General features: G+C 28.2%; 20 protein-coding genes and 1 pseudogene. 19 read left to right on the top strand and 2 right to left on the bottom strand.

Annotation, left to right across the window (positions count from 1 at the left end):
* Positions 1–380: 380 nt before the first annotated feature.
* The 8 genes from uvrB (at position 381) to BST80_RS00645 (ending at position 11,756) form a co-directional block, all read left to right on the top strand.
* Positions 381–2,345, top strand: coding sequence for an excinuclease ABC subunit UvrB (gene uvrB, locus BST80_RS00680; RefSeq protein WP_415745502.1), 1,965 nt, complete (start codon positions 381–383; stop codon positions 2,343–2,345).
* Between the two features lie 39 nt (positions 2,346–2,384).
* Entirely contained in the window at positions 2,385–3,308 is a 924-nt protein-coding gene (gene hprK, locus BST80_RS00675) for an HPr(Ser) kinase/phosphatase (protein WP_126820689.1), read from the top strand.
* Between the two features lie 21 nt (positions 3,309–3,329).
* Complete coding sequence (locus tag BST80_RS00670) at positions 3,330–4,535, top strand: prolipoprotein diacylglyceryl transferase (RefSeq protein ID WP_415745501.1); 1,206 nt, start codon at positions 3,330–3,332, stop codon at positions 4,533–4,535.
* A complete protein-coding gene (gene trxB / locus BST80_RS00665) occupies positions 4,519–5,460 on the top strand; it encodes a thioredoxin-disulfide reductase (RefSeq protein ID WP_415745500.1) in 942 nt (313 codons plus the stop codon). The genes BST80_RS00670 and trxB overlap by 17 nt, the downstream gene beginning before the upstream one ends.
* 63 nt (positions 5,461–5,523) lie before the next feature.
* Positions 5,524–6,762, top strand: coding sequence for a phosphoglycerate kinase (locus tag BST80_RS00660; RefSeq protein WP_415745499.1), 1,239 nt, complete (start codon positions 5,524–5,526; stop codon positions 6,760–6,762).
* A 120-nt stretch (positions 6,763–6,882) separates the two neighbouring features.
* Positions 6,883–9,273: a preprotein translocase subunit SecA gene (secA, locus tag BST80_RS00655; RefSeq protein ID WP_415745498.1), complete on the top strand. Its 2,391-nt coding sequence runs from the start codon at positions 6,883–6,885 to the stop codon at positions 9,271–9,273.
* Between the two features lie 64 nt (positions 9,274–9,337).
* A complete protein-coding gene (whiA, locus tag BST80_RS00650; RefSeq protein WP_415745497.1) occupies positions 9,338–10,273 on the top strand; it encodes a DNA-binding protein WhiA in 936 nt (311 codons plus the stop codon).
* A gap of 64 nt (positions 10,274–10,337) precedes the next feature.
* Complete coding sequence (locus BST80_RS00645; RefSeq protein ID WP_415745496.1) at positions 10,338–11,756, top strand: APC family permease; 1,419 nt, start codon at positions 10,338–10,340, stop codon at positions 11,754–11,756.
* Here BST80_RS00645 and BST80_RS00640 read toward each other — a convergent pair.
* Both BST80_RS00640 and BST80_RS00635 read right to left on the bottom strand, forming a co-directional pair.
* Positions 11,746–11,991: a rhodanese-like domain-containing protein gene (locus BST80_RS00640; RefSeq protein WP_415745495.1), complete on the bottom strand. Its 246-nt coding sequence runs from the start codon at positions 11,989–11,991 to the stop codon at positions 11,746–11,748. The genes BST80_RS00645 and BST80_RS00640 overlap by 11 nt on opposite strands.
* Positions 11,969–12,106: a hypothetical protein gene (locus BST80_RS00635; RefSeq protein ID WP_415745494.1), complete on the bottom strand. Its 138-nt coding sequence runs from the start codon at positions 12,104–12,106 to the stop codon at positions 11,969–11,971. The genes BST80_RS00640 and BST80_RS00635 overlap by 23 nt, the downstream gene beginning before the upstream one ends.
* Positions 12,107–12,216: 110 nt before the next feature.
* Between BST80_RS00635 and tpiA the strand changes: the two genes are divergently transcribed.
* The 11 genes and pseudogenes from tpiA to BST80_RS00580 all read left to right on the top strand — a co-directional run.
* Complete coding sequence (gene tpiA / locus BST80_RS00630; RefSeq protein WP_415745493.1) at positions 12,217–12,954, top strand: triose-phosphate isomerase; 738 nt, start codon at positions 12,217–12,219, stop codon at positions 12,952–12,954.
* A 123-nt stretch (positions 12,955–13,077) separates the two neighbouring features.
* Positions 13,078–14,610, top strand: a complete 1,533-nt coding sequence (locus BST80_RS00625) for an ABC-F family ATP-binding cassette domain-containing protein (RefSeq protein ID WP_415745492.1) — start codon at positions 13,078–13,080, stop codon at positions 14,608–14,610.
* 4 nt (positions 14,611–14,614) lie between these two features.
* Complete coding sequence (locus tag BST80_RS00620; RefSeq protein WP_196234363.1) at positions 14,615–14,917, top strand: GIY-YIG nuclease family protein; 303 nt, start codon at positions 14,615–14,617, stop codon at positions 14,915–14,917.
* A 23-nt stretch (positions 14,918–14,940) separates the two neighbouring features.
* Complete coding sequence (locus BST80_RS00615; RefSeq protein WP_415745491.1) at positions 14,941–15,594, top strand: hypothetical protein; 654 nt, start codon at positions 14,941–14,943, stop codon at positions 15,592–15,594.
* 48 nt (positions 15,595–15,642) lie between these two features.
* A complete protein-coding gene (locus BST80_RS00610; RefSeq protein WP_400248410.1) occupies positions 15,643–15,966 on the top strand; it encodes a hypothetical protein in 324 nt (107 codons plus the stop codon).
* 146 nt (positions 15,967–16,112) lie between these two features.
* Positions 16,113–18,950 carry an excinuclease ABC subunit UvrA gene (uvrA, locus tag BST80_RS00605; protein ID WP_415745490.1) on the top strand — a complete coding sequence of 946 codons (2,838 nt, stop codon included), beginning with the start codon at positions 16,113–16,115 and terminating at the stop codon, positions 18,948–18,950.
* 9 nt (positions 18,951–18,959) lie between these two features.
* Positions 18,960–20,084 carry a bifunctional folylpolyglutamate synthase/dihydrofolate synthase gene (locus BST80_RS00600; RefSeq protein WP_415745489.1) on the top strand — a complete coding sequence of 375 codons (1,125 nt, stop codon included), beginning with the start codon at positions 18,960–18,962 and terminating at the stop codon, positions 20,082–20,084.
* 3 nt (positions 20,085–20,087) lie between these two features.
* Positions 20,088–20,792, top strand: coding sequence for a folate family ECF transporter S component (locus BST80_RS00595; protein ID WP_415745488.1), 705 nt, complete (start codon positions 20,088–20,090; stop codon positions 20,790–20,792).
* 165 nt (positions 20,793–20,957) lie between these two features.
* Positions 20,958–22,205 (top strand): DnaD domain protein, encoded by a 1,248-nt coding sequence (locus BST80_RS00590; RefSeq protein ID WP_415745487.1) that lies wholly within the window; start codon positions 20,958–20,960, stop codon positions 22,203–22,205.
* Positions 22,206–22,233: 28 nt separating this feature from the next.
* Positions 22,234–23,145, top strand: coding sequence for an ATP-binding protein (locus BST80_RS00585; protein WP_415745486.1), 912 nt, complete (start codon positions 22,234–22,236; stop codon positions 23,143–23,145).
* A gap of 21 nt (positions 23,146–23,166) precedes the next feature.
* A pseudogene (locus tag BST80_RS00580) lies at positions 23,167–23,457 on the top strand (phosphate ABC transporter ATP-binding protein); the annotation flags it as partial.
* Positions 23,458–23,589: the final 132 nt, after the last annotated feature.

Raw genomic sequence — 23,589 nt, 5'->3', positions numbered from 1 at the left:
TTAAATAAAAAAGTCATTTTTCGTTGTAGGAAAATATTAAATTTTTAAATAAAAGACATAATTAATTAAAATTATAATTTGCTATTAGTATCTTTTTAAAAATATTTACAATTATTTTAATAGGTTATGCAAGAAGTCTATTGTAACAATTACACCAAATGGGGAAAAAGTAACGGGTAGTTATGAAATGAAAGTGCAAGTAATGCAATTTACAACCAATGAAATAATTGATCTTTATTGAGCTGGTGTTAATATTCTTGTTGCTAATATTACTAATGGCTAAAAAAGTAAAAGGAATTTTACTTTTTTATTTTTAAAATAATTATAAGGAAGATTGATATAATTATAAAAAAGCAAAATTATAAAGGAGTAGTGAAATAGTGTTTAAATTAACATCAAATTATTTGCCAGCAGGTGATCAACCCCTGGCAATTGAAAAATTAACTACCAATTTATTAGCAAATAAAAAACATCAAGTTTTATTAGGAGCAACGGGAACTGGAAAAACATTTACAATGGCAAATGTTATTGAAAATTATCAAAAACCAACATTGGTGATGGCACATAATAAAACATTAGCAATGCAATTATATGTTGAGTTAAAAGAAATGTTTTCAGAAAATCGTGTTGAGTATTTTGTTTCAAACTTTGATTTTTATCAACCGGAAGCTTATTTGCCAGGAAAAGATTTATACATTAATAAAGATGCTCGCCAAAATATGGAGTTAGACATGATGCGGTTAAGTGCTTTTAATGCTTTAACAACTCGTAAAGATGTTATTGTTGTGGCTTCTGTTGCTGCAATTTATGGAGCACAAGATCCAAATGAATATAAAAAATCTTTTTTGCAAATTAATCGTAATCAAAAAATTAGTAAAAAAGATTTAGCCAATTTTTTAGTATCATCAGGATATGTTCGTAATGATATTGAATTGATTCCAGGCAGTTTTAGTGCTAAAGGTGATGTAATTAAAATTGTTCCAGGGTGAAATGTTAAAACTTTTATTCGCATTGATTTGTTTGGAGATGAAATTGATGATTTAGCTTATATTGATGGAATTACTGGTGATGTTACACAGCGGTTATCAACATTAACAATTTTTCCAGCGCAAGATTATATTACTTCTCCAGAACGCTTAGCTGAAGCAATTAAACAAATTGAAGCAGAATTAAAAGTTCGCTTAGCTGAATTAGAAGCAGCTGGAAAAATTGTTGAATTACAACGTTTAAAACAACGAACTGAATATGATTTAGATTTACTTCGTGAAAGTGGAATATGTTCTGGAATTGAAAACTATTCACGACATTTAGATTTACGCGAAGAAGGTGAAGCACCGTATACTTTGATTGATTTTTTTGGCCAAGATTTTTTAACTATTATTGATGAATCACATATGTCATTGCCACAAATTCGAGCAATGTATAACACAGATCGAAGTCGAAAAGAAACCTTAGTAAATTATGGTTTTCGTTTAAAAAGTGCATTAGATAATCGTCCCTTAAATTTTGATGAATTTAATCAAAAATTAAAAAATGTTATTTATGTTTCAGCAACGCCGGGTGATTATGAATTAGGTTTAGTAAATAATGAAGTGGTTGAACAAATTATTCGTCCAACGGGATTATTAGATCCAACCGTAGAAGTAAAATCAACAGTAGGACAAATTGATGATATTATTGAACAAGTAAAAATTCGTCGGAAAAAAAATGAACGTGTTTTTATTACTACTTTAACAATTCGGATGTCAGAAGATTTAACAAGTTACTTACAAGAACAAAATGTTAAAGTTGCATATTTACATAGTGAATTAAAAACTTTAGAACGTAGTAAAATCTTATTGGATTTACGAAAAGGAGTTTATGATTGTATTGTTGGTGTTAACTTAATTCGTGAAGGAATTGATATTCCAGAAGTATCATTAATTTGTATTCTTGATGCTGATAAGCAAGGATTTTTACGAAATGAACGAAGTTTAATTCAAACAATTGGTCGTGCTGCAAGGAATGCGGCTGGGCATGTTATTTTATATGCTGATAGTGTTTCTGAATCAATGCAAAAAGCAATGTGAGAAACTGCTCGCCGTCGGCAAATTCAAGAGGCATATAATTTGAAATATAATATTACTCCAACAACAATTATTAAGAATATTCGTGATTATACTAATATTAAACGTCAAGATGATAAATTACATAACATTAAAAATAAAAAATCAAAAGAATATAAAACAGCTAAAGAAAGATTACTACAAGATTTACGAAAAGAAATGTATGAGGCAAGTAAAAAACTTGATTTTGAACGAGCTGCAGAATTACGCGATATTATTATTGAAATTGAAGCAGAATAATGATTTGTGATAGTATTAATTTACAGGGAGGAACTGGGAATGACAAAGTTTATTGTAAAAGATATTGTTGATAAATTTGGCTACGAGGTGTTAGCTGGAAGGGAAGGTCTTAATCGACCTATTAAAATTTATGGTCTTAATCGACCAGGATTAGAATTAGCTGGCTTTGATTTTGAAAAAAATAATAGTAATCGTCGGGTAGTTTTGTTATCAAATAAAGAGCAATTATTTGTGAATACCTTAAGTGAAAAAGAAAGAAGAGAGCGCTATGAGTATATTTTAAATGAAAATATTCCAATGATTATTTTAACGGAAAAATTTACTGATAAATTATTATTAGAAATTGCGGAAAAACATAGTTGTCCAGTTGTTCGTGCAAGCAATATTACAACAAGTCGTTTATATCAAATGGTATTAGAATTTTTTGATGAACATTTCGCGCCAGTAACAGAAGAACATGCGTCATTAATTAATGTTTTTGGAAAAGGAATTTTATTAAAAGGAAAATCAGGAATTGGAAAATCAGAAATGACATTAGAATTAATTAAAAAAAATCATTTGTTTGTTGGTGATGATCGGATTATTATTCAGCAACGAAATAATAGATTATATGGGCAATCACATGAAATGTTAAAAAATTTAATTGAAGTTCGTGGTTTAGGAATCTTAGATTTAAGTAAAATTTATGGTTTGCAAGTGTTATTAGATGAATCAAAAATTGATTTAGTAATTGAATTAATTCATTTAGATGATGAACAATATAAATCAATTGACCGATTAGGATCTAAGTATAAACATATTAAAATTTTAGATACAAAGGTACCAATTGTAACAATTCCAGTTACATATGGGCGTAATGTTAGTGAATTAGTTGAGACAGCAGTTTCAAAATTAAAATTAGATGAAGCAGGAATTTCTTCGATGCAAATTTTACAAGATCGTTTTAAAGAATATTCAAAATAGAATTGAGAAGGAGTTTATAACGTGAATTTAGCAACATGAATTGCCCACGATACTTATGGAAATTGATTTCGTCATTATTGATTTTTAATTTTTTGTGGTTTTGTAATTACCATTATTTTATCATGAATTAATTTTCGTAAACGTGATATTCCAACGCAAGGATTTTACTGAGGAATTTTTGTGATTACACCGATTGCTTTATTAGGGGCTAGTTTTTTTGGTAAATATGATGTTAAAAATCCAATTTTCTTTTTTACATTATTTGCTTTCTGAGAACCAGGAATGAGTATTCATGGGGGGCTAATTTTTGGTTTAATTGCCGGCTGAATTTGATTTGGTTTTGAATCACGAAAACATAATATTTCGTTATGAGTATATGCTGATTTAATTGTTCCAAATATTTTGTTAGCACAAGCAATTGGGCGATGAGGTAATTTTTTTAATCATGAATTATTAGGAGCACCAATTGCACGCGAACAATTAATGTGATTGCCAAGTTTTATTCGTGATAATTTATTTAAATGATATGTCCCAACTCCGGTACCAAATAATTTTCATCCAACAGAGGCAATTGGGATTAATGGAAACCCTGTTGACCCAACTGATTTTAATAATGTGCGATATTTTCAACCAATTTTTCTATATGAATCATTGGCTAATATTTTATTATGATTCTTAATTGTGATTGCATTACCATTAATATTTCGTTATAGTTATTATTGAAGGTTTAAAAAAGAAGAACCCGATTTTATGAAGTTATCGTGAAAAGGTGTTTGAGCAAAATGATATTATGATATCAAACCCTATCCAATGGTTGTTAATAATTTATCACAACAAGTAAATTTGAAAAAAGTTTATTTTAAAAATAAACATAAGATGACAAAAAAACAAGTGATGAAAGCACATTGGAAATATTGTGGTGCACGATTAAAACAAATTTTTACAGCTGATGTCCGAGAATTAGAAAAAATAGAAAACCCTCATCGTTTAAAAATTTTCCGTTGTGGAATTAAAACTGGGATGTATATTGCTGGTTATAATTTCATTCGGATTATTTTAGAAACACAACGAGATGATCATGATTTATTTTTAAAAAATATGTGAACATTGGATTATGTTATTCTTAGTTTAATGATTGTAATTGGTATTATTTTAATATTATTTGCCCAATGGATAGCTGTTATAAAATGAAGAAAAGGCGGATGATTATATGAAAAACAATACTAATGAAATATATGATATTTTAATTATTGGAGCTGGTCCTGGTGGGATGACAGCAGGAATTTATGCTGCACGAGCAATGGCAAATATTGCAATGATTGAAAAAGGAGCACCAGGAGGAAAAATAACAAAGACAAGTGAAATTGAAAATTATCCTGGTTTTGATAATATTCAAGGCTATGAATTAGCCATGAAAATGTTTGAACAAACCCAAAAATTAAAAATCCCATATATTGCTGATCGTGTGACAAATATTATAAGACAAGATAATTTGTTTAAATTAGAGTTATTTTCAAAAAAAATCTTATTAGCAAAAGCAGTTATTGTTGCAACCGGAACAGTTGAACGTAAATTAGGAGTGCCTGGTGAATTAGAATTAGAAGGACATGGAGTTTCATATTGTGCAGTTTGTGATGGCGCTTTATATAAAGAAAAAGATGTAGTTGTTGTTGGGGGAGGCTATGCTGCTCTTGAAGAAGCTCTTTATTTAGCGCGCTTTGTTAATAAAGTTTATCTAATTCATCGTCGTGATGAATTTCGTGCTGATAATAATATTGTGAATAAAGTAAAAGCACATCCTAAAATTAATTTTATTGTTGATACAATAGTAACTGAAATTAAGGATGTGACCGAAAAACGGGTGACAACAGTTGTTATTAAAAATGTGAAAACAGGTAAAATTGATAATTTACCAGTTAGTGCTGTTTTCCCATATATTGGGGCGATTCCAATTAGTTATTTTGCAAAAAACTTAGGAGTTTTAAATGAAGAAGGCTATTTTATTATTAATAATAAATGTTTAACAGCATTGCCAGGATTATATGCCGCTGGTGATGTTACAAATACAACATTACGACAAATTGCAACTGCGATTAGTGATGGAGCAAAAGCAGCGCAATTTGCCTTAGAATACCTTAATAGTTGTCATTAAAAAGGTATTTTTTGCGGTAAGATATATATTGGATAAAGATGAAAAAGAAAGTGAGAAGGATTTATGACAAACAAAAAAGAATTAAAAGATGTTCAAGTTAAAGGAAAAAAAGTTTTAGTCCGTGTTGATTTTAATGTGCCAATGAAGGATGGGCAAGTTACTGATGATAATCGGATTACTGCAGCTTTACCCACAATTAAATATTTGTTAGCACAAGAAGCAAAAGTAATTTTATTTTCTCATTTAGGGAAAGTTAAAACAGCTGATGATTTAGAAAAACGTGATATGGCGCCAGTGGCAAAGGTATTAGAACAAAAATTAGGACAACCAGTTAAGTTTATTAATGTTTTTGAAGGAAAACAATTGGAAGAAGCTATTGATGAAATGCATAATCAAGATGTAATTTTATTTCAAAATACACGCTTTGCTGATATTATTAATAGTAATGGTCAAATTAGTGTTGATAGTGATGGTAAAGCAACTGCAAAACGAGAAAGCAAAAATGATTATGCTTTAGGGAAATATTGAGCAAGTTTAGGTGATGTTTTTGTTAATGATGCATTTGGAACTGCGCATCGTGCCCATGCTTCAAATGTTGGGATTGCAGAAAATATTGTTGAATCATGTTTAGGATTTTTAGTGGAAAAAGAAGTAAAAATGTTGTCACAAGGAGTAGACAATCCAGTTAAACCATTTGTTGCTATTATTGGTGGAGCAAAAGTTTCCGATAAAATTGGGGTAATTGAACATTTATTAACAAAAGCAGATAAGATTTTAATTGGTGGTGGAATGGCATATACTTTTTTTGCTGCTCAAGGTCACAAAATTGGAAATTCATTATTAGAAGTTGATAAAGTTGAAATTGCTAAAACCTTTTTATCAAAAGCAAAAGGAAAAATTATTTTACCAATTGATGCATTAGAAGCACCTGAATTTGCTGATGTACCAGCAAAAGTTACAACAGGTTTGGATATTGATGATGGTTATATGGGATTAGATATTGGTCCCAAAACAATTGAATTATTTAAAAAAGAATTAGCGGATGCAAAAACGGTTGCTTGAAATGGACCAATGGGAGTTTTTGAATTTAAAAATTATAGTATTGGAACAAAAGCTGTTTGTGAAGTAATTGCTGAACTAAAAGGAGCCTTTACTTTAATCGGAGGAGGCGATTCAGCTGCAGCGGCAATTCAATTAGGATATAAAGATAAATTTACTCATATTTCAACTGGTGGTGGTGCTAGCTTAGAATATATGGAAGGGAAACCACTGCATGGTATTGAAGCTGTTCAAAATAAATAATATAATAAAACGACAAAATGTCGTTTTTTTGTCAAAATGGAATAACTATGCCAACTATTGTTTTTTATGATAGAATAAATGTGAATGTTTATAATTATATAGAATAGAGGAGATAGTTGAATGGCAGTTAGCGATCGTAAAATTGTAAAAAAACATGGGAAAATAGCAGATAAAATTATGGCGTTAGATGAAACAATGCAAGCATTGTCTGATGATGCATTAAAAGAAAAGACAAATGAATTTAAAACAAAGTTAGCAGAAGGTGCTACATTAGATGATATTTTAGTTGAAGCATTTTCTGTTGCCCGTGAAGCAGCTCGTCGAATTTTAGGATTACATGCTTATCGTGTCCAACTAATTGGGGGCATTGTTCTTCATGAAGGTGATGTGGCTGAAATGAAAACAGGGGAAGGAAAAACTTTAACTGCTTTAATGCCAACATATTTGAATGGTTTAACTGGTAAGGGTGTTCATGTTATTACTGTTAATGAATATTTATCAAGACGGGATTCAGAAATCAATGGTCAAGTTTTTAGTTTTTTAGGTTTAACAGTTGGTTTAAATTCTCGTGATATTACTAAAGATGCAAAAAGAGAAGCATATAGTTGTGATATTACTTATACTACTAATGCTGAATTAGGATTTGATTATTTACGAGATAATATGGTAAAAGTTTACAGCGAGAAAGTCCAACGAGGATTAAATTATGCCATTATTGATGAGGCTGATTCAATTTTAATTGATGAATCAAGAACGCCATTAATTATTTCGGGGGGACGTCAAAACCGAATACCGCAATATCAAGCAGCTGATCATTTTGCAAAATCATTATCACGAAAGAATGATCTTGAAATTGATTTAGAAACAAAACAAGTTTATTTAACTCCAGAAGGAATTACTAAAGCAGAAAAAATCTTTTCAATTAATTCTTTATTTGATATTAAAAATACTGAATTATACCATTTAATCCTAAATGCTTTAAAAACTAATTTTGTTTTTAAAAATGGTGTTGAATATGTTGTTCAAAATAATGAAATTATTTTAATTGATCAGTTTACTGGCCGTTTAATGCCGGGACGTGCTTATAGTGATGGTTTGCAACAATCATTACAAGCAAAGGAACGTGTTGATATTGAAGAAGAAACAGTGACAATGGCAACAATTACTTACCAAAACTTTTTCCGATTATATAATAAATTAAGTGGGATGACTGGTACTGCAAAAACAGAGGAAGAAGAATTTATTAAAATTTATAATATGCGTGTAATTCAAGTTCCAACTAATCGCCCATTAATTCGGCGTGATGAAGCTGATTATATGTTTGCAAATCGTGATGCAAAAATGCAAGCAATGATGAAAGAAATTATTGCTTTGCATGAAAAGGGACAACCAATTTTAATTGGAACAACTTCAGTTGATTCATCAGAAATTGTGTCGCATTATTTACGAAATGCTAACTTAAAATTTGAAATGTTAAATGCGAAAAATCATGAGCGTGAAGCAGACATTATTGCAAAAGCTGGTGAAAAAGGAGCTATTACTTTAGCAACAAATATGGCTGGTCGGGGAACAGACATTAAGTTAGGTGATGGTGTTAAAAAAATTGGAGGATTAGCTGTTTTTGGAGTTGAACGAAACGAAGCACGTCGAATTGATAACCAGTTACGAGGGCGAGCAGGACGACAAGGAGATCCTGGTTTTTCGCGCTTTTATGTTGCGATGGATGATGAATTAATGATGCGCTTTGGTGGGGATCGCCTACGTCGAATTTTTGCTCGGTTAGGTCCGGATTTTATTCAATCACGAATGTTAACAAGAGCAATTTCTAATGCACAAAAAAAAGTTGAGGGAATGAATTTTGATCAACGAAAATATATTTTAGATTATGATAATGTTTTAGCACAACATCGTGAAGCAATGTATGCACGACGTGATCAAATTTTAACAGCAACTGATTTAAAACCAATTATTAAAAAAATGCAATATTCGGCAGCTTATGATTTAACCAAAATGTTTGGTAATGAATCGCATGGGGAATGATTTATTCATTATGATGACTTAATTAAGGGGATTAGTGATAAAGTTGTTGCAGTTAATGTGTTAGATAAAGCAGCCATGGAAAAAATGAAGCGAGAACAAGTTGCTAAATATGTGGCAACAAAAATGAATGAATTTTATTTAGCGCGAACAGAAGATGTTCCTGCTGATGTTATTAATCAAATTGAACGAAGTGCAATTATTACTTCGTTTGATGATTATTGAACAAAACATATTGATCAAGCAAGTAAATTACGAAGTGGAATTTACTTACGAAGTTATGCTCAAACAAATCCATTACACGCTTATGTTGAAGAAGCTGCAAAATTATTTGAGCATATGCAATTATCAATTGCACATGAAGTTGTAATTAAATTAGCAAATGTTGTTATTCGCAAAATTGATGGTGATATTCAAGCTGAACCGTTTCATGATTCAGAACAAGAAATTCGAGAATTTAAACAAAAAGGGTAATTAATAAACCACTATGCTAAAGTAGTGGTTTTTCTGTATTATTAAATTAGAATGAGGGATAAAGATGAGCTTTGCGTTAGAAGTAAAAGAGGAAATTGTTAGAAAAGAATTTGACCAAATTTGTCAGAAAGCTTTTTTAACTGGTTTTGTTAAATATAATATGACATTAAATATTAGTAATCATTTTTTTAACTTTGAAGTAACCTCAATTAGTAATATAATTATTCGAACAATTTATACGTTTTTAAAAAATTTATATCAAGTTAAAATTGACATCATTATTGTTCAAGGCACAAAATTAAAAAATAGCAAAACCTTCAGTTTACGAATTAAAGAACGAGCTACTGAAATATTAAAAGACCTACAAATTTTTGATGCAGAAACTAATCAAAAATTTGTTGCCATCTCATCGGAATGAAATGAACGACAACAACGAGCTTATATTGCAGGCATTTTTGTTGCTTGTGGTAGTGTTAATTCACCAGAAACAAGTAATTATCATTTAGAAGTTCAGTTTAATGATGAAGTTTCAGCACAATATTTTCAAAAATTATTGCATAAATTTCATTTTCCATTTAAGATAATTGTCCGTCATGATCGTTATGTTTGTTATTTAAAAAAATCAATTTTAGTTTCAGATTTCTTAAAATTAATTGATGCAATTAATAGTGTCCTTGCTTTTGAAAATACTCGTATTTCAAGGGATATGGTTAATAGTATTAATCGTTTAAATAATATTGAAATTTCAAATCAACAAAAAGCAATTAAAGCTGGGGAAGAACAAGTTGCAATGATTAATTATTTACTTGAACATGATTTGTTTGATGAACTAAATGAAAATACCAAAAAAGTAGCTTTATTACGAATTGCTTATCCCGATGCATCGTTGCAAGATTTGTCAGCATTATTAGAAAATGAAACTAGTATTGAAATTTCAAAATCGGGAGTAAACCACTTATTTCGTGAAATTAAGAAAAAATATTATGAAAATATAAAATAATTTATGTTATAATTTATTTATTATTTTTTATTAAAATAGGTCATTAAAAATGGAGGAAAAACTAATGGGAAAGCCTAAAAAGCACGTTAAATTTTTTGAATTTTTAACTGTTTTTTCAACAGCGGTTGGAATTACAATTGGAATTGGAATTTATTTAAAAAATGATACTTCAGAAGGACATCTTTTATATTTTACTCAAAATCCTTATTTATCAATTGGATTATGGATTTTAGTTGGAATTTTAGGAATGGCAATGATTATGGTCTTTATTGAAGTTACATCAGTAAAAACTAAAAGTGGACATGGGACATTACCATCATGGGTTAATATTTTAATTGGTCGGCAAGTTGGTAGTTTAATAGCATTATTTTATATCTTTTTTTATTTTCCAATTTTATTAGGTCTTTTCCCAATTTTTAGTATTAATGCAATGTTTGATGCACTAGAAGTGCAAAGCATTAGTAAGGAAACACAACATATAATTGCGAGTGCTGTTGGCCTTGTTATTTTAATTTTATTTTACTTAATAAATATTTTTTTCCGAAATGTTGGTAAATGAGTTCAAACAATTGGAACATTTATTAAATTTATTCCTTTACTAGTTAGTCTAGTTATAGGCTTTGTTGCTCCAATTGAAAATAATGTTTTTGATAAACATAGGGAATTAAAGTTTGGTAACTTTTTTATGGGGATTTTACCAGTATTATTTTCATTTGATGGTTTTATTTATGCTGCAGGATTACAAAAAGAAGTTTCTAACAAAAATGTTGTTCCAAAAGCATTATTTGCGGCAATGTTATTTATTACTATTTTTTATATTTTAGAAGTTATTTCTTTGTTTTTAGGAACAAATGATGGTAGTGTTTTTACTTTATTTAAAAATCTCCTTGGTGGTCCAATTGCAAAAGTCTTAATGTGATTTATTATGTTAACAGCATTAATGAGTATTAATGGTTTAACCTTTGTAGCTCCTTCATTTGGACATACAGTGCAAGAAGAAAATCTTGTTTATATTGGAAAGAAAGAATTAAGTTATCAACAAATTGGTTTGATTCAAATGGCAATTACTGTTTGTTTCAATTTAATATTAATGGGACTTAGTCTTGGCGTTATAGGTGATCCAATGTATTTATTAGATCTTTCTTCTAATGCCGTTAGTTTTACTGCTTTTCTATGTTATATTAGTTTAATTATTGCTGTTTGTATTAATCGTTATACAAAGCGAGTAGAAGTAGCAAAAGTAAAAGGAATGTATTATTATGCTGGTTTTTCTCTTTTCTTGTTAATAGGTTCAATAGGTTATATTATGTATAATTTCTTTGCTTATAGTAGTAATCATAAAACTTTATATAGTTTATTAATTATTATTGGGGGAACATTAGTAATATGAGGTATTAATGAATTATTATTATGGCATAAAGCAACACCACCTGCTGGTGAAGTAAAAATAAAAACCCCATTGATTAATAATGTTAATCAATAAGATTATAAGTAAGAATTTTGTCAAGTTCATCAGTTTGATGAACTTTTTTTCATCCACCAAGAAGAATATAAACTTTAAAATTATGTTTTTTTAATAAATGGTATAAATCTAAATGAGAATGGCCAGCACTTGAAACAAAAAGAATTTTTTTATTTTTAGTTACTTTTTTCGAATAAATTAAACGAAAAAGATGATGAGGAATATTAATACTATTAATTAATAATATGACTTTCAATTCATTCTTCTTTTAGACGAATATCAATAATTAACCATTTATCTGAATTATTAATTTTTGGTAGTCTTTTAATTGATTTAGTATTGTATTTTATTTCAAATGCTGATAAAAACATTTTTTCACCTCTATGAAAACATTATAACATTAATAAAGTTAATATTTTATTAAGAAATCATTAAAATTTAAGTATATAATTAAAATGTTAGATAGAAACGAGGGAGAAGAATGCGAAAACCAATTATTATTGGAAATTGAAAAATGCATAAAATAACGGATGAAACAATTGACTTTTTAAAACAAGTTGATAATGTATGTCATGATTTAAAACTTGAAGCTGGTATTGCAGTACCATTTGTTAATTTAGTAGTGGCAAAACAACATGCGCATCATTTAATTATTGCGGCTCAAAATTGTCATTATGAAGATTTTGGGGCTTTTACTGGTGAAATTTCAGTTGAAATGTTGCAAGCTTTAAAGATTACACATGTTATTATTGGACACTCAGAACGTCGTGAAATGTTTAATGAGACAAATGAAACAGTAAACTTAAAAGCAAAAAAAATCTTAGCAAAAGGGATGGTGCCGATTATTTGCTGTGGTGAAACATTACAACAATATGAAAACAATGAAACACAGCAAATTGTTGAAACACAAATTGAAAAAGCATTACAAGGTATTGATTTTGAAGATGCAAAAACAATTGTTATTGCTTATGAACCAATTTGAGCAATTGGGACAGAGAAAACAGCAACAGCTGAGATTGCACAAAATGTTTGTGCAATAATCCGAGCAAAAATTGCTAATCTTTATGATGAAGTAGTAGCAAATATGATACGGATTCAATATGGAGGCAGTGTTAAACCGGAAAATATTCAAGAATTATTAGCTCAGCCAGATATTGATGGTGCTTTGGTTGGCGGTGCTAGTTTAGAACCGAAAACTTTTTTAGGGTTAGTAAAATAATTAATAATAAAAAATAATAAATAAGATTTTATTTTCAGAAGTTAACCTTGAGTAATTTAACTTCTTTTTATTTTTCTTAAAATAAGATATAATTATATGTTGGAATAAAGGATTGAGGTTAAAATGAGTTTAATTAATATTGAAAATTTAAGTCATGCTAACGATGGGAAAGTTTTATATAAAAATTCAACAATTCGAATTAATAAAGGTGAACATTTAGCTTTAATTGGAGCAAATGGAACAGGGAAAACAACATTATTAAGTATTATTTATGGAAAACTTACTCCTGATGAAGCAAACATTGAGTTGCATCCAAGAGTAAAAATTGGTTATTTAGACCAACACCAAGAGTTAGATGGAACATTAACAGTTGATCAATTTTTAAAATTAACATATCAACATTTATTTGAAATTGAGGAAAAAATTCATGCAATTTATGAAAAAATGAGTCTTAATTATGATGAAGATGAACTTGTCAAATCACTGAAATTACAAGAACACTTAGATCAAAATGGTTTTGAAACAATTGATAAGGAAATTCGTAGTTTAGTTGATGGTTTAGGAATTGATCCAGAAAAATTGAATGTTAAATTATCCGAATTATCGGGTGGTCAACGAGGAAAAGTTACCCTAGCAAAGTTATTATTATCAGAAAATGATTTTTTGTTATTAGATGAACCAACTAACTTTTTAGATTTAGAACAAGTTGAATGATTAGCCAAATTTTTACAAAATTATGAAAAAGCGTTTCTAGTTGTTTCGCATGATATTGATTTTATTAATAAAGTAGCAAAAGTGATTTATGCTATTGAAAACTTAAGCATTAATCGCTATGTTGGTAATTATCAACAATATTTAGCATTAAGTGAATTAAAAAATGAACAATATGATAAAGCACAAAAAGGGCAAGAACGTCTAATTAAAAAAATGGAAACTTATGTCGCAAAAAATAAGGCGCGTGCTTCAACAGCAAGAAGTGCCCAGTCACGGCAAAAACAAATTGATAAAATTGAGGTAATGGATAAAAGGCATGAATTAACAAAACCAAAATTTGTTTTTAAATATAAGAGACCAGCTAGTACGACTATTATTAGTGCAGAGCAATTAGCAATAGGATATCAGTTTCCTTTAATTAAGCCATTAACATTTGATATTCGTGATGGTGAAAAATGTATTGTGCGAGGATATAATGGAATTGGAAAAACAACCTTTCTAAATACTTTAGTAGGAAATATTCCTAAGTTAGGTGGAACATTAAAAATTGGTAATGGAGTAGTTATTGCGTATTTTCATCAAATTGAACAATTAATGGATATGACACCAATTGAATATTTAAAAAACTTATATCCAGACTTGGAAGAAGGGCGAATTCGAAGTATTTTAGCCAACTTTGGCGTTAAAAGTACTTTAATGCAAAATCAGATGACAAAATTGTCGGGTGGTGAACAAACAAAGGTTCGGTTATCGGCATTATCTTTACAACCATGTAGTTTACTAATTTTAGATGAACCAACGAACCATATTGATGTTTTGGCCAAAGAAGCATTGTTAGAAACAATTCAAGCCTTTGATGGAACAGTTCTAATTACAACGCATGATATTAATTTTAATTTTAATTGAGCTGACAAGGTGCTTGATTTTGAAACGATGGTTTAGCAATATGATGCAAAAACATTATTTTTATGTCTTATTCTGTGCTGATGAAACACTCTATGCTGGTTATACGGTTGATTTAAGACGGCGCGAAAAAGAACATAATATGGGCATTGGGGCAAAATATACCGCTTTAGCAAAACGACGACCAGTCAAAATAATTTATAGTGAAGAATATGCAACTCGTTCTGCGGCAATGCAACGTGAAGCCGCTTTTAAGCAATTATCACGGTTAGAAAAAATTATCTTTTTGCAAGAACATAATATTAATTTACCATTTGTAATTTCATCAGATATGGTAAAATCATAATAGGAGCATAAAGCGGGGGTAGGATGGATAGTAATATTAAAGTTTTAGTTGATGAATTAACTAAACTATATCATCGTTATCAAACAGAATCACTGCGTAATGATATTATGACTTGCTTAGATATTTTAAAATATTATGATTTTAATGACAAAAATAATCAAATTTTTATTGGTTATGTCGTATGAGTTTTGTTTATTGTAACAATAAAGGTTGAAGAAAATATTGATTTAACAACGGATTTATCAAATTTAGTTGCTAAAGGATATACAACTGGTAACCATCGTAATATTTTTCGTCGCAAAAAGTCAAAAAATACTAATGATTTTGAAAAAGAAGTTGAGTTTTATATTAAACGAAATTATTTTGATGATGAATATGAGCGTTTACAACGATTACTTTTAAAAAGGAACGCCAAACTAATTGGCCCCGTAAATGATTTTTTAGCAGGCTTTAATTATGAAAAAATATTAACTAATCCTATTCAATTATTGGATAATCAAGAATTAGTATTAAGATTACAAAATGTTGTAATTCTAATTTTAAAACCATTTGAAATTGAAAAAAATGAATTTTTAACGAAAGAAACATTAATTAGTAAGCAATTGCTTGCAATTAATGAACATCGTGCTAAATATTTGAAGCAATATAACAAATTATTTCTTCAAACAAATAATTAATTTATATAGTACAATATAAGTAGTTTAAACTAAACAAGGAAGGAAGTTATGAAACCAGAATTAAAGGAATTATTATTAGAAATTAAAACTAAAATTAATGATGATAAACTTTTTCGTGATTTTATTGGCGAAGTTCTAAATGAAGCTAATTACAATAATTATTATGAACAATCAGTTGATGATGAAGAAATTGCAGAGCAATTAGTTGAAATCTATTTTATTGAAAATTATAGTAGTGATGAAGAAGTTTCAGATCTAAAAGAAAAAATCATGAAAATTTTATTCTTTTTAGAAGGACAAGAAGAATTAATTAAAGAATATGCTTATTTTGTTGAAACCAAAGTAAGTCAAATTGTGACAGAACTTAACTAATTTTATTAATCTGTGACAGTTAATGTTAGATTTTTTAAACTTAGATTTAATCATTTGTACATATTAAAAATTTACAATTTTCTTTTTTAAAAATAAGATTATTTTATGATGCTAATTTACAAAAAACTAATTAAGAGGGTGAGAGAATGGGAAAAGATTGAATCGTTGTTAAAGGCGCTCGAGAGAATAATTTAAAGAATATTGATGTTAAGGTACCTAAAAATAAATTAGTTGTTTTTACTGGTTTATCAGGAAGTGGAAAATCATCATTAGCTTTTAATACCATTTATGCAGAAGGAAGACGCCGTTATATTGAAAGTCTATCAAGTTATGCTCGCCAATTTTTAGGTGGAAATGAAAAACCTGATGTTGATGCAATTGAAGGTTTGTCACCAGCTATTTCTATTGATCAAAAAACAACTAGTCATAATCCTCGCAGTACTGTTGGAACAGTTACTGAAATTTATGATTATTTACGTTTATTATATGCTCGCGTTGGGACACCATATTGTATTAATGGTCATGGGGTTATTAAATCAGTAACAGTTAAAGAAATAATAAATAATTTAAAACAACTTTTAACAGAAGGTGAAAAATTTAATATTTTGTCGCCAGTAGTTCGTGATAAGAAAGGTAGTTTTAAAGATTTATTTGCACGTTTAAAACAAGAAAGTTTTATTCGTGTCAAGGTTAATGATGAAATCAAAACTTTAGATGAAGAAATTGAATTAGATAAAAATAAACGACAAAATATTGATATTATTATTGACCGCTTGGTTTATAAAGAATCAGCAGATTTATTAAGTCGAATTCATGATGCAATTGAAGTAGCGTTAAAATATGGTAATGCATTAGTAAAAATTGATTTTGCTGATCAAAAAAAGGAAATGCTTTTTTCAACTAATTATTCATGTAGTATTTGTGGTTTTGTTATTCCGGAATTAGAACCACGATTATTTTCATTTAATTCACCCTCAGGAGCTTGTAGTGAATGTAAAGGATTGGGAGTAAAATTAGAAGTTGATGAAGATTTATTGATACCTAATCGGTCATTATCAATTTTACAAGGGGCAATTATTTATTTAAAAAATATTGTTAATACAACAAATATTGAATGGCAAAAGTTTAAAGTTTTAGCTAATCATTATCATATTGTGTTAGAACAACCCGTCAGTGATTTGACAAAAGAGCAACTAGAATATTTGATTCGTGGTAGTGATGAACCAATTGAATATAATTTAAAAACAGCTAGTGGGAACATTATGCGGGGATATGATTATATTGAAGGAATTGGGCAGTTAATTGAACGTCGCTATACGGAAACATCAAGTGAATCACAACGTGAATATTATAAACAATTTATGACAGATAAAAAATGTGGAACTTGTTTAGGAAAGCGATTAAATGAAATTCCTTTATCAGTTAAGATTAATAATATTAGTATTTCTGAATTTACTGATTTATCTGTTGAAGATGAATTAAAAGAAGTTTTGAATTTAAAATTAACAGAATCACAACAAGAAATTGCACGATTAATTATTAATGAATTAGTTAATCGTTTGGATTTTTTAAGTCGTGTTGGATTAGGTTATTTAACGTTATCACGTAATGCTTCAACATTATCAGGTGGAGAAGCTCAACGAATTCGATTAGCAACGCAAATTGGTAGTCAATTAACAGGGGTTTTGTATGTTCTTGATGAACCTTCAATTGGATTACACCAACGAGATAATGATAAATTAATTGAAACATTAAAAAGTTTACGTGATTTAGGAAATACTTTAATTGTTGTTGAGCACGATGAAGATACGATTCGTGCTAGTGATTATATTATTGACATTGGTCCACGTGCAGGAATTAATGGGGGGCAAGTTGTTGCTACGGGAAGTATTAATGATATTCAACAAAACCCAAATTCAATTACTGGTAAATATTTAACTGGTGAATTAGCAATTGATGTGCCAAAAAAACGGCGTGGTGGTAATGGCTTAGTATTAGAAATTAAAGGAGCACGAGAAAACAATTTAAAAAATATTAATGTTACAATTCCTTTAAATAAATTTGTTTGTTTAACAGGTGTTTCAGGAAGTGGTAAATCAACTTTAATGAATGAAATTTTATGAAAGGGTATTAAGAAAAATTTAGGGTTAGCAACTGAACGACCAGGGGCATATGATAAAATCGTTGGGATTGATAACATTGATAAAGTAATTAATATTTCCCAAGATCCAATTGGGAAAACACCACGGAGTAATCCAGCAACTTATACATCAGTTTTTGATGATATTCGTGATTTATTTGCCGATACAAATGAAGCTAAAGCACGAGGGTATTTGAAGGGTCGTTTTTCGTTTAATGTGCCAGGTGGACGTTGTGAACATTGTCAAGGTGATGGAATTATTAAGATTTCAATGCACTTTCTACCAACGGTTTATGTTTCTTGTGAAGTTTGTGAAGGGAAACGTTATAATGATGAAACATTATTAGTTAAATTCAAAGATAAAAATATTTATGATGTTTTAGAAATGACAGTTGACCAAGCTTGTGATTTTTTTGCGGCACAACCAAAAATTAGTCAGAAGTTAGGAACAATGCAAGAGGTTGGGTTAGGTTATATTAAATTAGGTCAATCAGCAACAGAATTGTCTGGTGGAGAAGCCCAACGGGTTAAGTTATCAACCTTCTTGTTAAAACGGACAACGGGAAAAACTTTATTTTTATTAGATGAGCCAACAACGGGATTACATGTTGATGATGTTAAAAGATTGTTAGTAGTTTTGAATAAAATTGTTGATAATGGTGATACTGTTATTACGATTGAACATAATTTAGATGTTATTAAAATGGCTGATTATATTATTGATTTAGGACCAGAAGGTGGCATTGGTGGTGGTATGATTGTTGCAACAGGAATACCAGAACAACTTGTTTTAAAAAGTGGCACTAGTTATACAGCACAATATTTAAAACCTTTATTAAAGTAAGAGGTTACAATGGATGTTAAAAAACAACTTTTTAAGGCAACGTTTTTTCAAAAAAAATATAATTTGGTAAAATTATTAACAGAAAAATATGCGGATGCACAAAATAAAATTAAAGTAATTAATGTTGTTGGTACAAACGGAAAGGGATCAGTTTCAAATTACTTACACCGCCAGTTAATGTTAAATTATCAACGGGTAGGTCTTTTTACATCACCAGCATTTTCAAAACATAATGAACGAATTAAAATTAATATCAAGATGATTAGTGATAGTGATTTAAAACGAATTATCAAAGAAATTAAAGAAGAAATTAAAACTTATCAATTAACTTTTTTTGAAATTTGAGTTTTAATTTGTATTAAATATTTTTTAGAGCAAAAAATTGATATTGCAATTATTGAAGCTGGAATTGGTGGTTGTTTAGATGCAACGAATGTTTTTAATAATCAATTAGCTGTTTTATTAACTTCAATTGATTATGAACATACTGAGATATTAGGCAATACTTTGGATAGTATTATTCAAAATAAAGTTGGAGTTGCAAAAAACAATTGTCAACTTTTTATTAGTGCTAGTTGTAAAAAACATTTTAATTTAATTGCAAAATATTATAATTCGGATAATATTATTACAAGCGAAGTTTATTCACAAGCAATTAATTATTACCAAGAATTTAATGTTGGCTTAGTTATTAAGTTTTTAAAAATTTTTAAGTTTAAAATTAATTATGAGATTTTTAAAGTGAACCCAGTCTTAGGGCGTTTTACCCAACTAAGTAAAAATCCGTATTTTATTATTGATGGAGCACATAATCCAGAAGGAATTCGTGCCTGTATTTATACTTTTGAAATGTTACATAATTTGAATCGAAATGAAGTATTAGTATTATATGCTTCTTCACAAAAAAAAGATTATATGCAAAATTTAACTTTATTGAAGGAACATTTTGACAATAATTTATATATTACGGAATTTCAGCATCCAATGTCATGAGACATTAATAATATTAAGATGCAGAACAAAGTTAAAAATTGAAAAAAATTATTATTACAAAATAAAACAAAAAATATTTTAGTTTGTGGGTCGCTATATTTTATTCCGTTGGTTTATCAGTTTTATTTAGAGAGGGTGTAAAATATGCTATATATATTAACAAATATTGGTGCTTGTTTAGGGAATGCTATTTTATTTTATCTTGGGGTATTATTAGATTATAAAAATTGAAAAAAAATTAGTATTTTAACAATTACAATTATGAGTTTATTAATTGCATTATCTGTTATTTTAACAAATATCATTAGTTATACTATTCCGTTCCCATTTATGGGAGGAGGAGTAATTCAATTAGCATTAGGTAACTTTTTAATTTTTGTGATTGGAATGTTATTTGGACCATTTTTGGGTGTATTGAGTGGTCTTGCTACTGATGCTTTAGGGGATTTGATAAATATTGGTGGAACATATCATAGTGGTTTTTCCTTTAATCTTGCTTTATATGGTTTTTTAGGAAGTATAGTTTTTTTATTTAAAACTGATAAATTTTGAATATTAAAAACAATTATCTTATATGCAATAGGGTTTGCTTTAATTTCATTTGCATTTAATGTTTTATGATTATATGCAATCGGTCTAAAACAAGTTCTTTTCCCAATGGCTTTTGTTATTAAAGCAATTAAGTTTCCAATTCAATTAGCAATTTATTTACCAATGGTTATTTCAAGTTTTACTATTTTATATAAATTAATTACTTCACGTCATAATCTTGCTTTATGATGCACCCAAAAAGAATTATTAGTTTTAACACCAATTAAATTTAAAAAACAGAAAAGATATAATAGTTAAAAGTTGTTTATATGTGGAAAAGTTTTAAAAACTTAATAATTATAACTGTTTTATTTAAAAAAGATTGTGGATAAGTCAGCTAATAGCATTATTTTAACAAATTATATTTACTTATTAATTGTTCATTGTAATATTATTAATGATTAAACAAAGAGGAATGGGAAAATGATGGAAAAAGAAACTACTTATTTAATTAAACAAGAGTATCAATTGTCAGATGATGAACGTATGTTACTTTTATGTTTATATCGACCAATTATTGGCGATAAAGCACATATGTTATATATTGCCTTAACAGCACAAGATTTCATCTTAGAATTAAATACTAAATATCATTTAGACAATCTTTTAACATTATTACAAATATCATATGATGAATTTTTAGTAGCAAAAAGTAAATTAGAAACAATTGGTTTATTAAAGAATTTAAAACGTGAAAAAGGAAAGCACTATATTTTAAAACCACAATTACCAATTTCCGCAATTGCTTTTTTTGAAAATCAAATTTTAAGAAATTATTTATTGAATATTGTAGGAGAAAAATCTTTTTCAATTATTAAAGCTAAATTTATTGTTAATCAGCAAGAGGGTAAACAGAAGCATAATGATTTATCTGGTCAATTAAGTGATGAAAAAATGACATTTGATTTTGTTTATATTGATAAATACTTAGCATCAAAAAATGCAAATCATAAATTATATTTACCATATCGTGAAAAAATTATCCAGTTAGCAAATTATTACAATGTTTTAACAAATAATCTTGCTATTTTTATTTATAAAAGTATTGAGTTAACTGCCAAAGAACGAATTTTTAATTATGAAACATTTCAACATTTACTATCTGATTTTCATCAAAAAACAATATTAAAGAAACAACTTAATGGAGAACAATTAAATTTAATTGTTAATAATGAAAATGTTATTAAGCCAACTAACATGTTAGAAGCAAAAATTAATGAAATGGTTTCAATTGATCCAATTCAATATTTAACTTTACTACGAGAAAATAAGAAGCCAACACCAATTGAAATTGAATTAATTCGCGATTTAATTATTAATTATTCATTAACACCAGGGGTAGTTAATTGTTTAATTGAATATGTTTGATTTAAAAATGCTCATCGAATTGAAAGAAAATATTGTGAAAAAATTGCAAACACTTTTCATCAATTACAAATTAATACTGTTGATAAAGCGATGGAGCATTTACGTGGTGCTTATGCAAAAACACAAAAAAGTAAAGTTACAAAAGATGCTATTAAAGCAAAAACATATCAATGGAAAGAAAAAATAGTTAAACATAATATGGCTGAACTAGAATATAATAAAATTTATGAACAAAAACAACAAGAACAAAGAATTAAAAAAGTTGATCTTACACAATTATTAGATGATTTAAAAAATTTATAATAGTAAAAATGAAAGAGAGATGGGGGCAATGTCAAAACTAAATTTATTAAAACAACTTCAAAACAATGCAGAGTTAATAGTTAATTTACAAGAAATTGCGTTTGATATTAATAATTATCAACAGTTTGAGACACTCTTTCAAGAATATTTAAAAAATTATCATAAATGTGAAAAAACATCATCTTTATCTTTATGCCAACAATCCTTTAAAGGTTACAAATATTATATTAAAAAAGAAAATAATAATTTGTTTTTAACACGAGTTGAATGTAATCATACAATAGCTATTAAAGAAAAAAATAAAGTTAAAAATAATTATCTTTATTATGACTTTAGTGATGAATTATTAAAATTACGATTAAATGATATTAAAAAAGATGAAAATTTTAATAATATGCATCTTATTATTGACGAAATAGTTAAATTTGTTAAAGGTCAACGAAAAAAAGGTTTATATATTCATGGTCAGCCAGGAGTTGGTAAAACTTATTTATTAATTCGCTTAGCTAATGTGTTAGCAAATAATAATCGTAAAGTTGCTTTTATTTCAGTAATTAATTTAATTAATCGAGTAAAAGAATCATTTAATTTTTTTAATAGTGAATCATCATTAGTAGAAATTTTATTAGGAGCGGATGTTTTATTTTTAGATGATATTGGCGGAGAAACAGTTTCTCCATGAGTTCGTGATGATTTATTATTTCGTATTCTAAATGACCGTATTAGTTGTCGACTACCAACTTTTTTTTCATCAAATTTTACAACAACAGCTTTAACAACGATTTATGCAAATGTTAAAACTGAAATTAATGATAAAGAAATTAATAAAGTAAAAGCATTAAGAATTGTTGATCGGATTCGGGGGTTAGCAACCGAATTAGAATTGTTGGGAAATAGCAGGAGAACTGATGAGGATTATGTGGAAAAGTTAACAGGCTAGGAATGTTGTCTGTTGGGGGTGCTTGCTACAAAGCGTACAATTGCGTTAAAACCAGAAATTTTGTTAATGGATGAACCAACAAGTGCATTAGATTCAATTGCAACTGCTAAGGTTGAAGAGTTAATTTTGGATTTAAAAAAGAATTTTACAATTATTATTGTAACGCACTCTTTACAACAAGCGGCACGAATTTCTGATTATACTGCATTTTTTTGAATGGGACAGTTAATAGAATATAATAAAACAGCATTATTGTTTTCTCATTATCGTGAATCAAAAATAGAAGATTATACTACAGGTCGTTTTGGTTAAAAAGATTAAATTTATTATTTGGTTCTATTTTGCTGATAAAGTAACCTTTAATTTGGATATTTGCTATTTTTCTTGTGTGAGGTACCATATACATTTTAGACCAGTTAGTCTTTTAAAAATTTTAACACAGCT

Source organism: Spiroplasma sp. Moj (genome assembly GCF_016082285.1).
Taxonomy (GTDB): domain Bacteria; phylum Bacillota_I; class Bacilli_A; order Mycoplasmatales; family Mycoplasmataceae; genus Spiroplasma; species Spiroplasma phoeniceum.
Note: the sequence above shows the minus strand (reverse complement) of the source record. Positions and strands in the feature narration are given on the sequence as shown.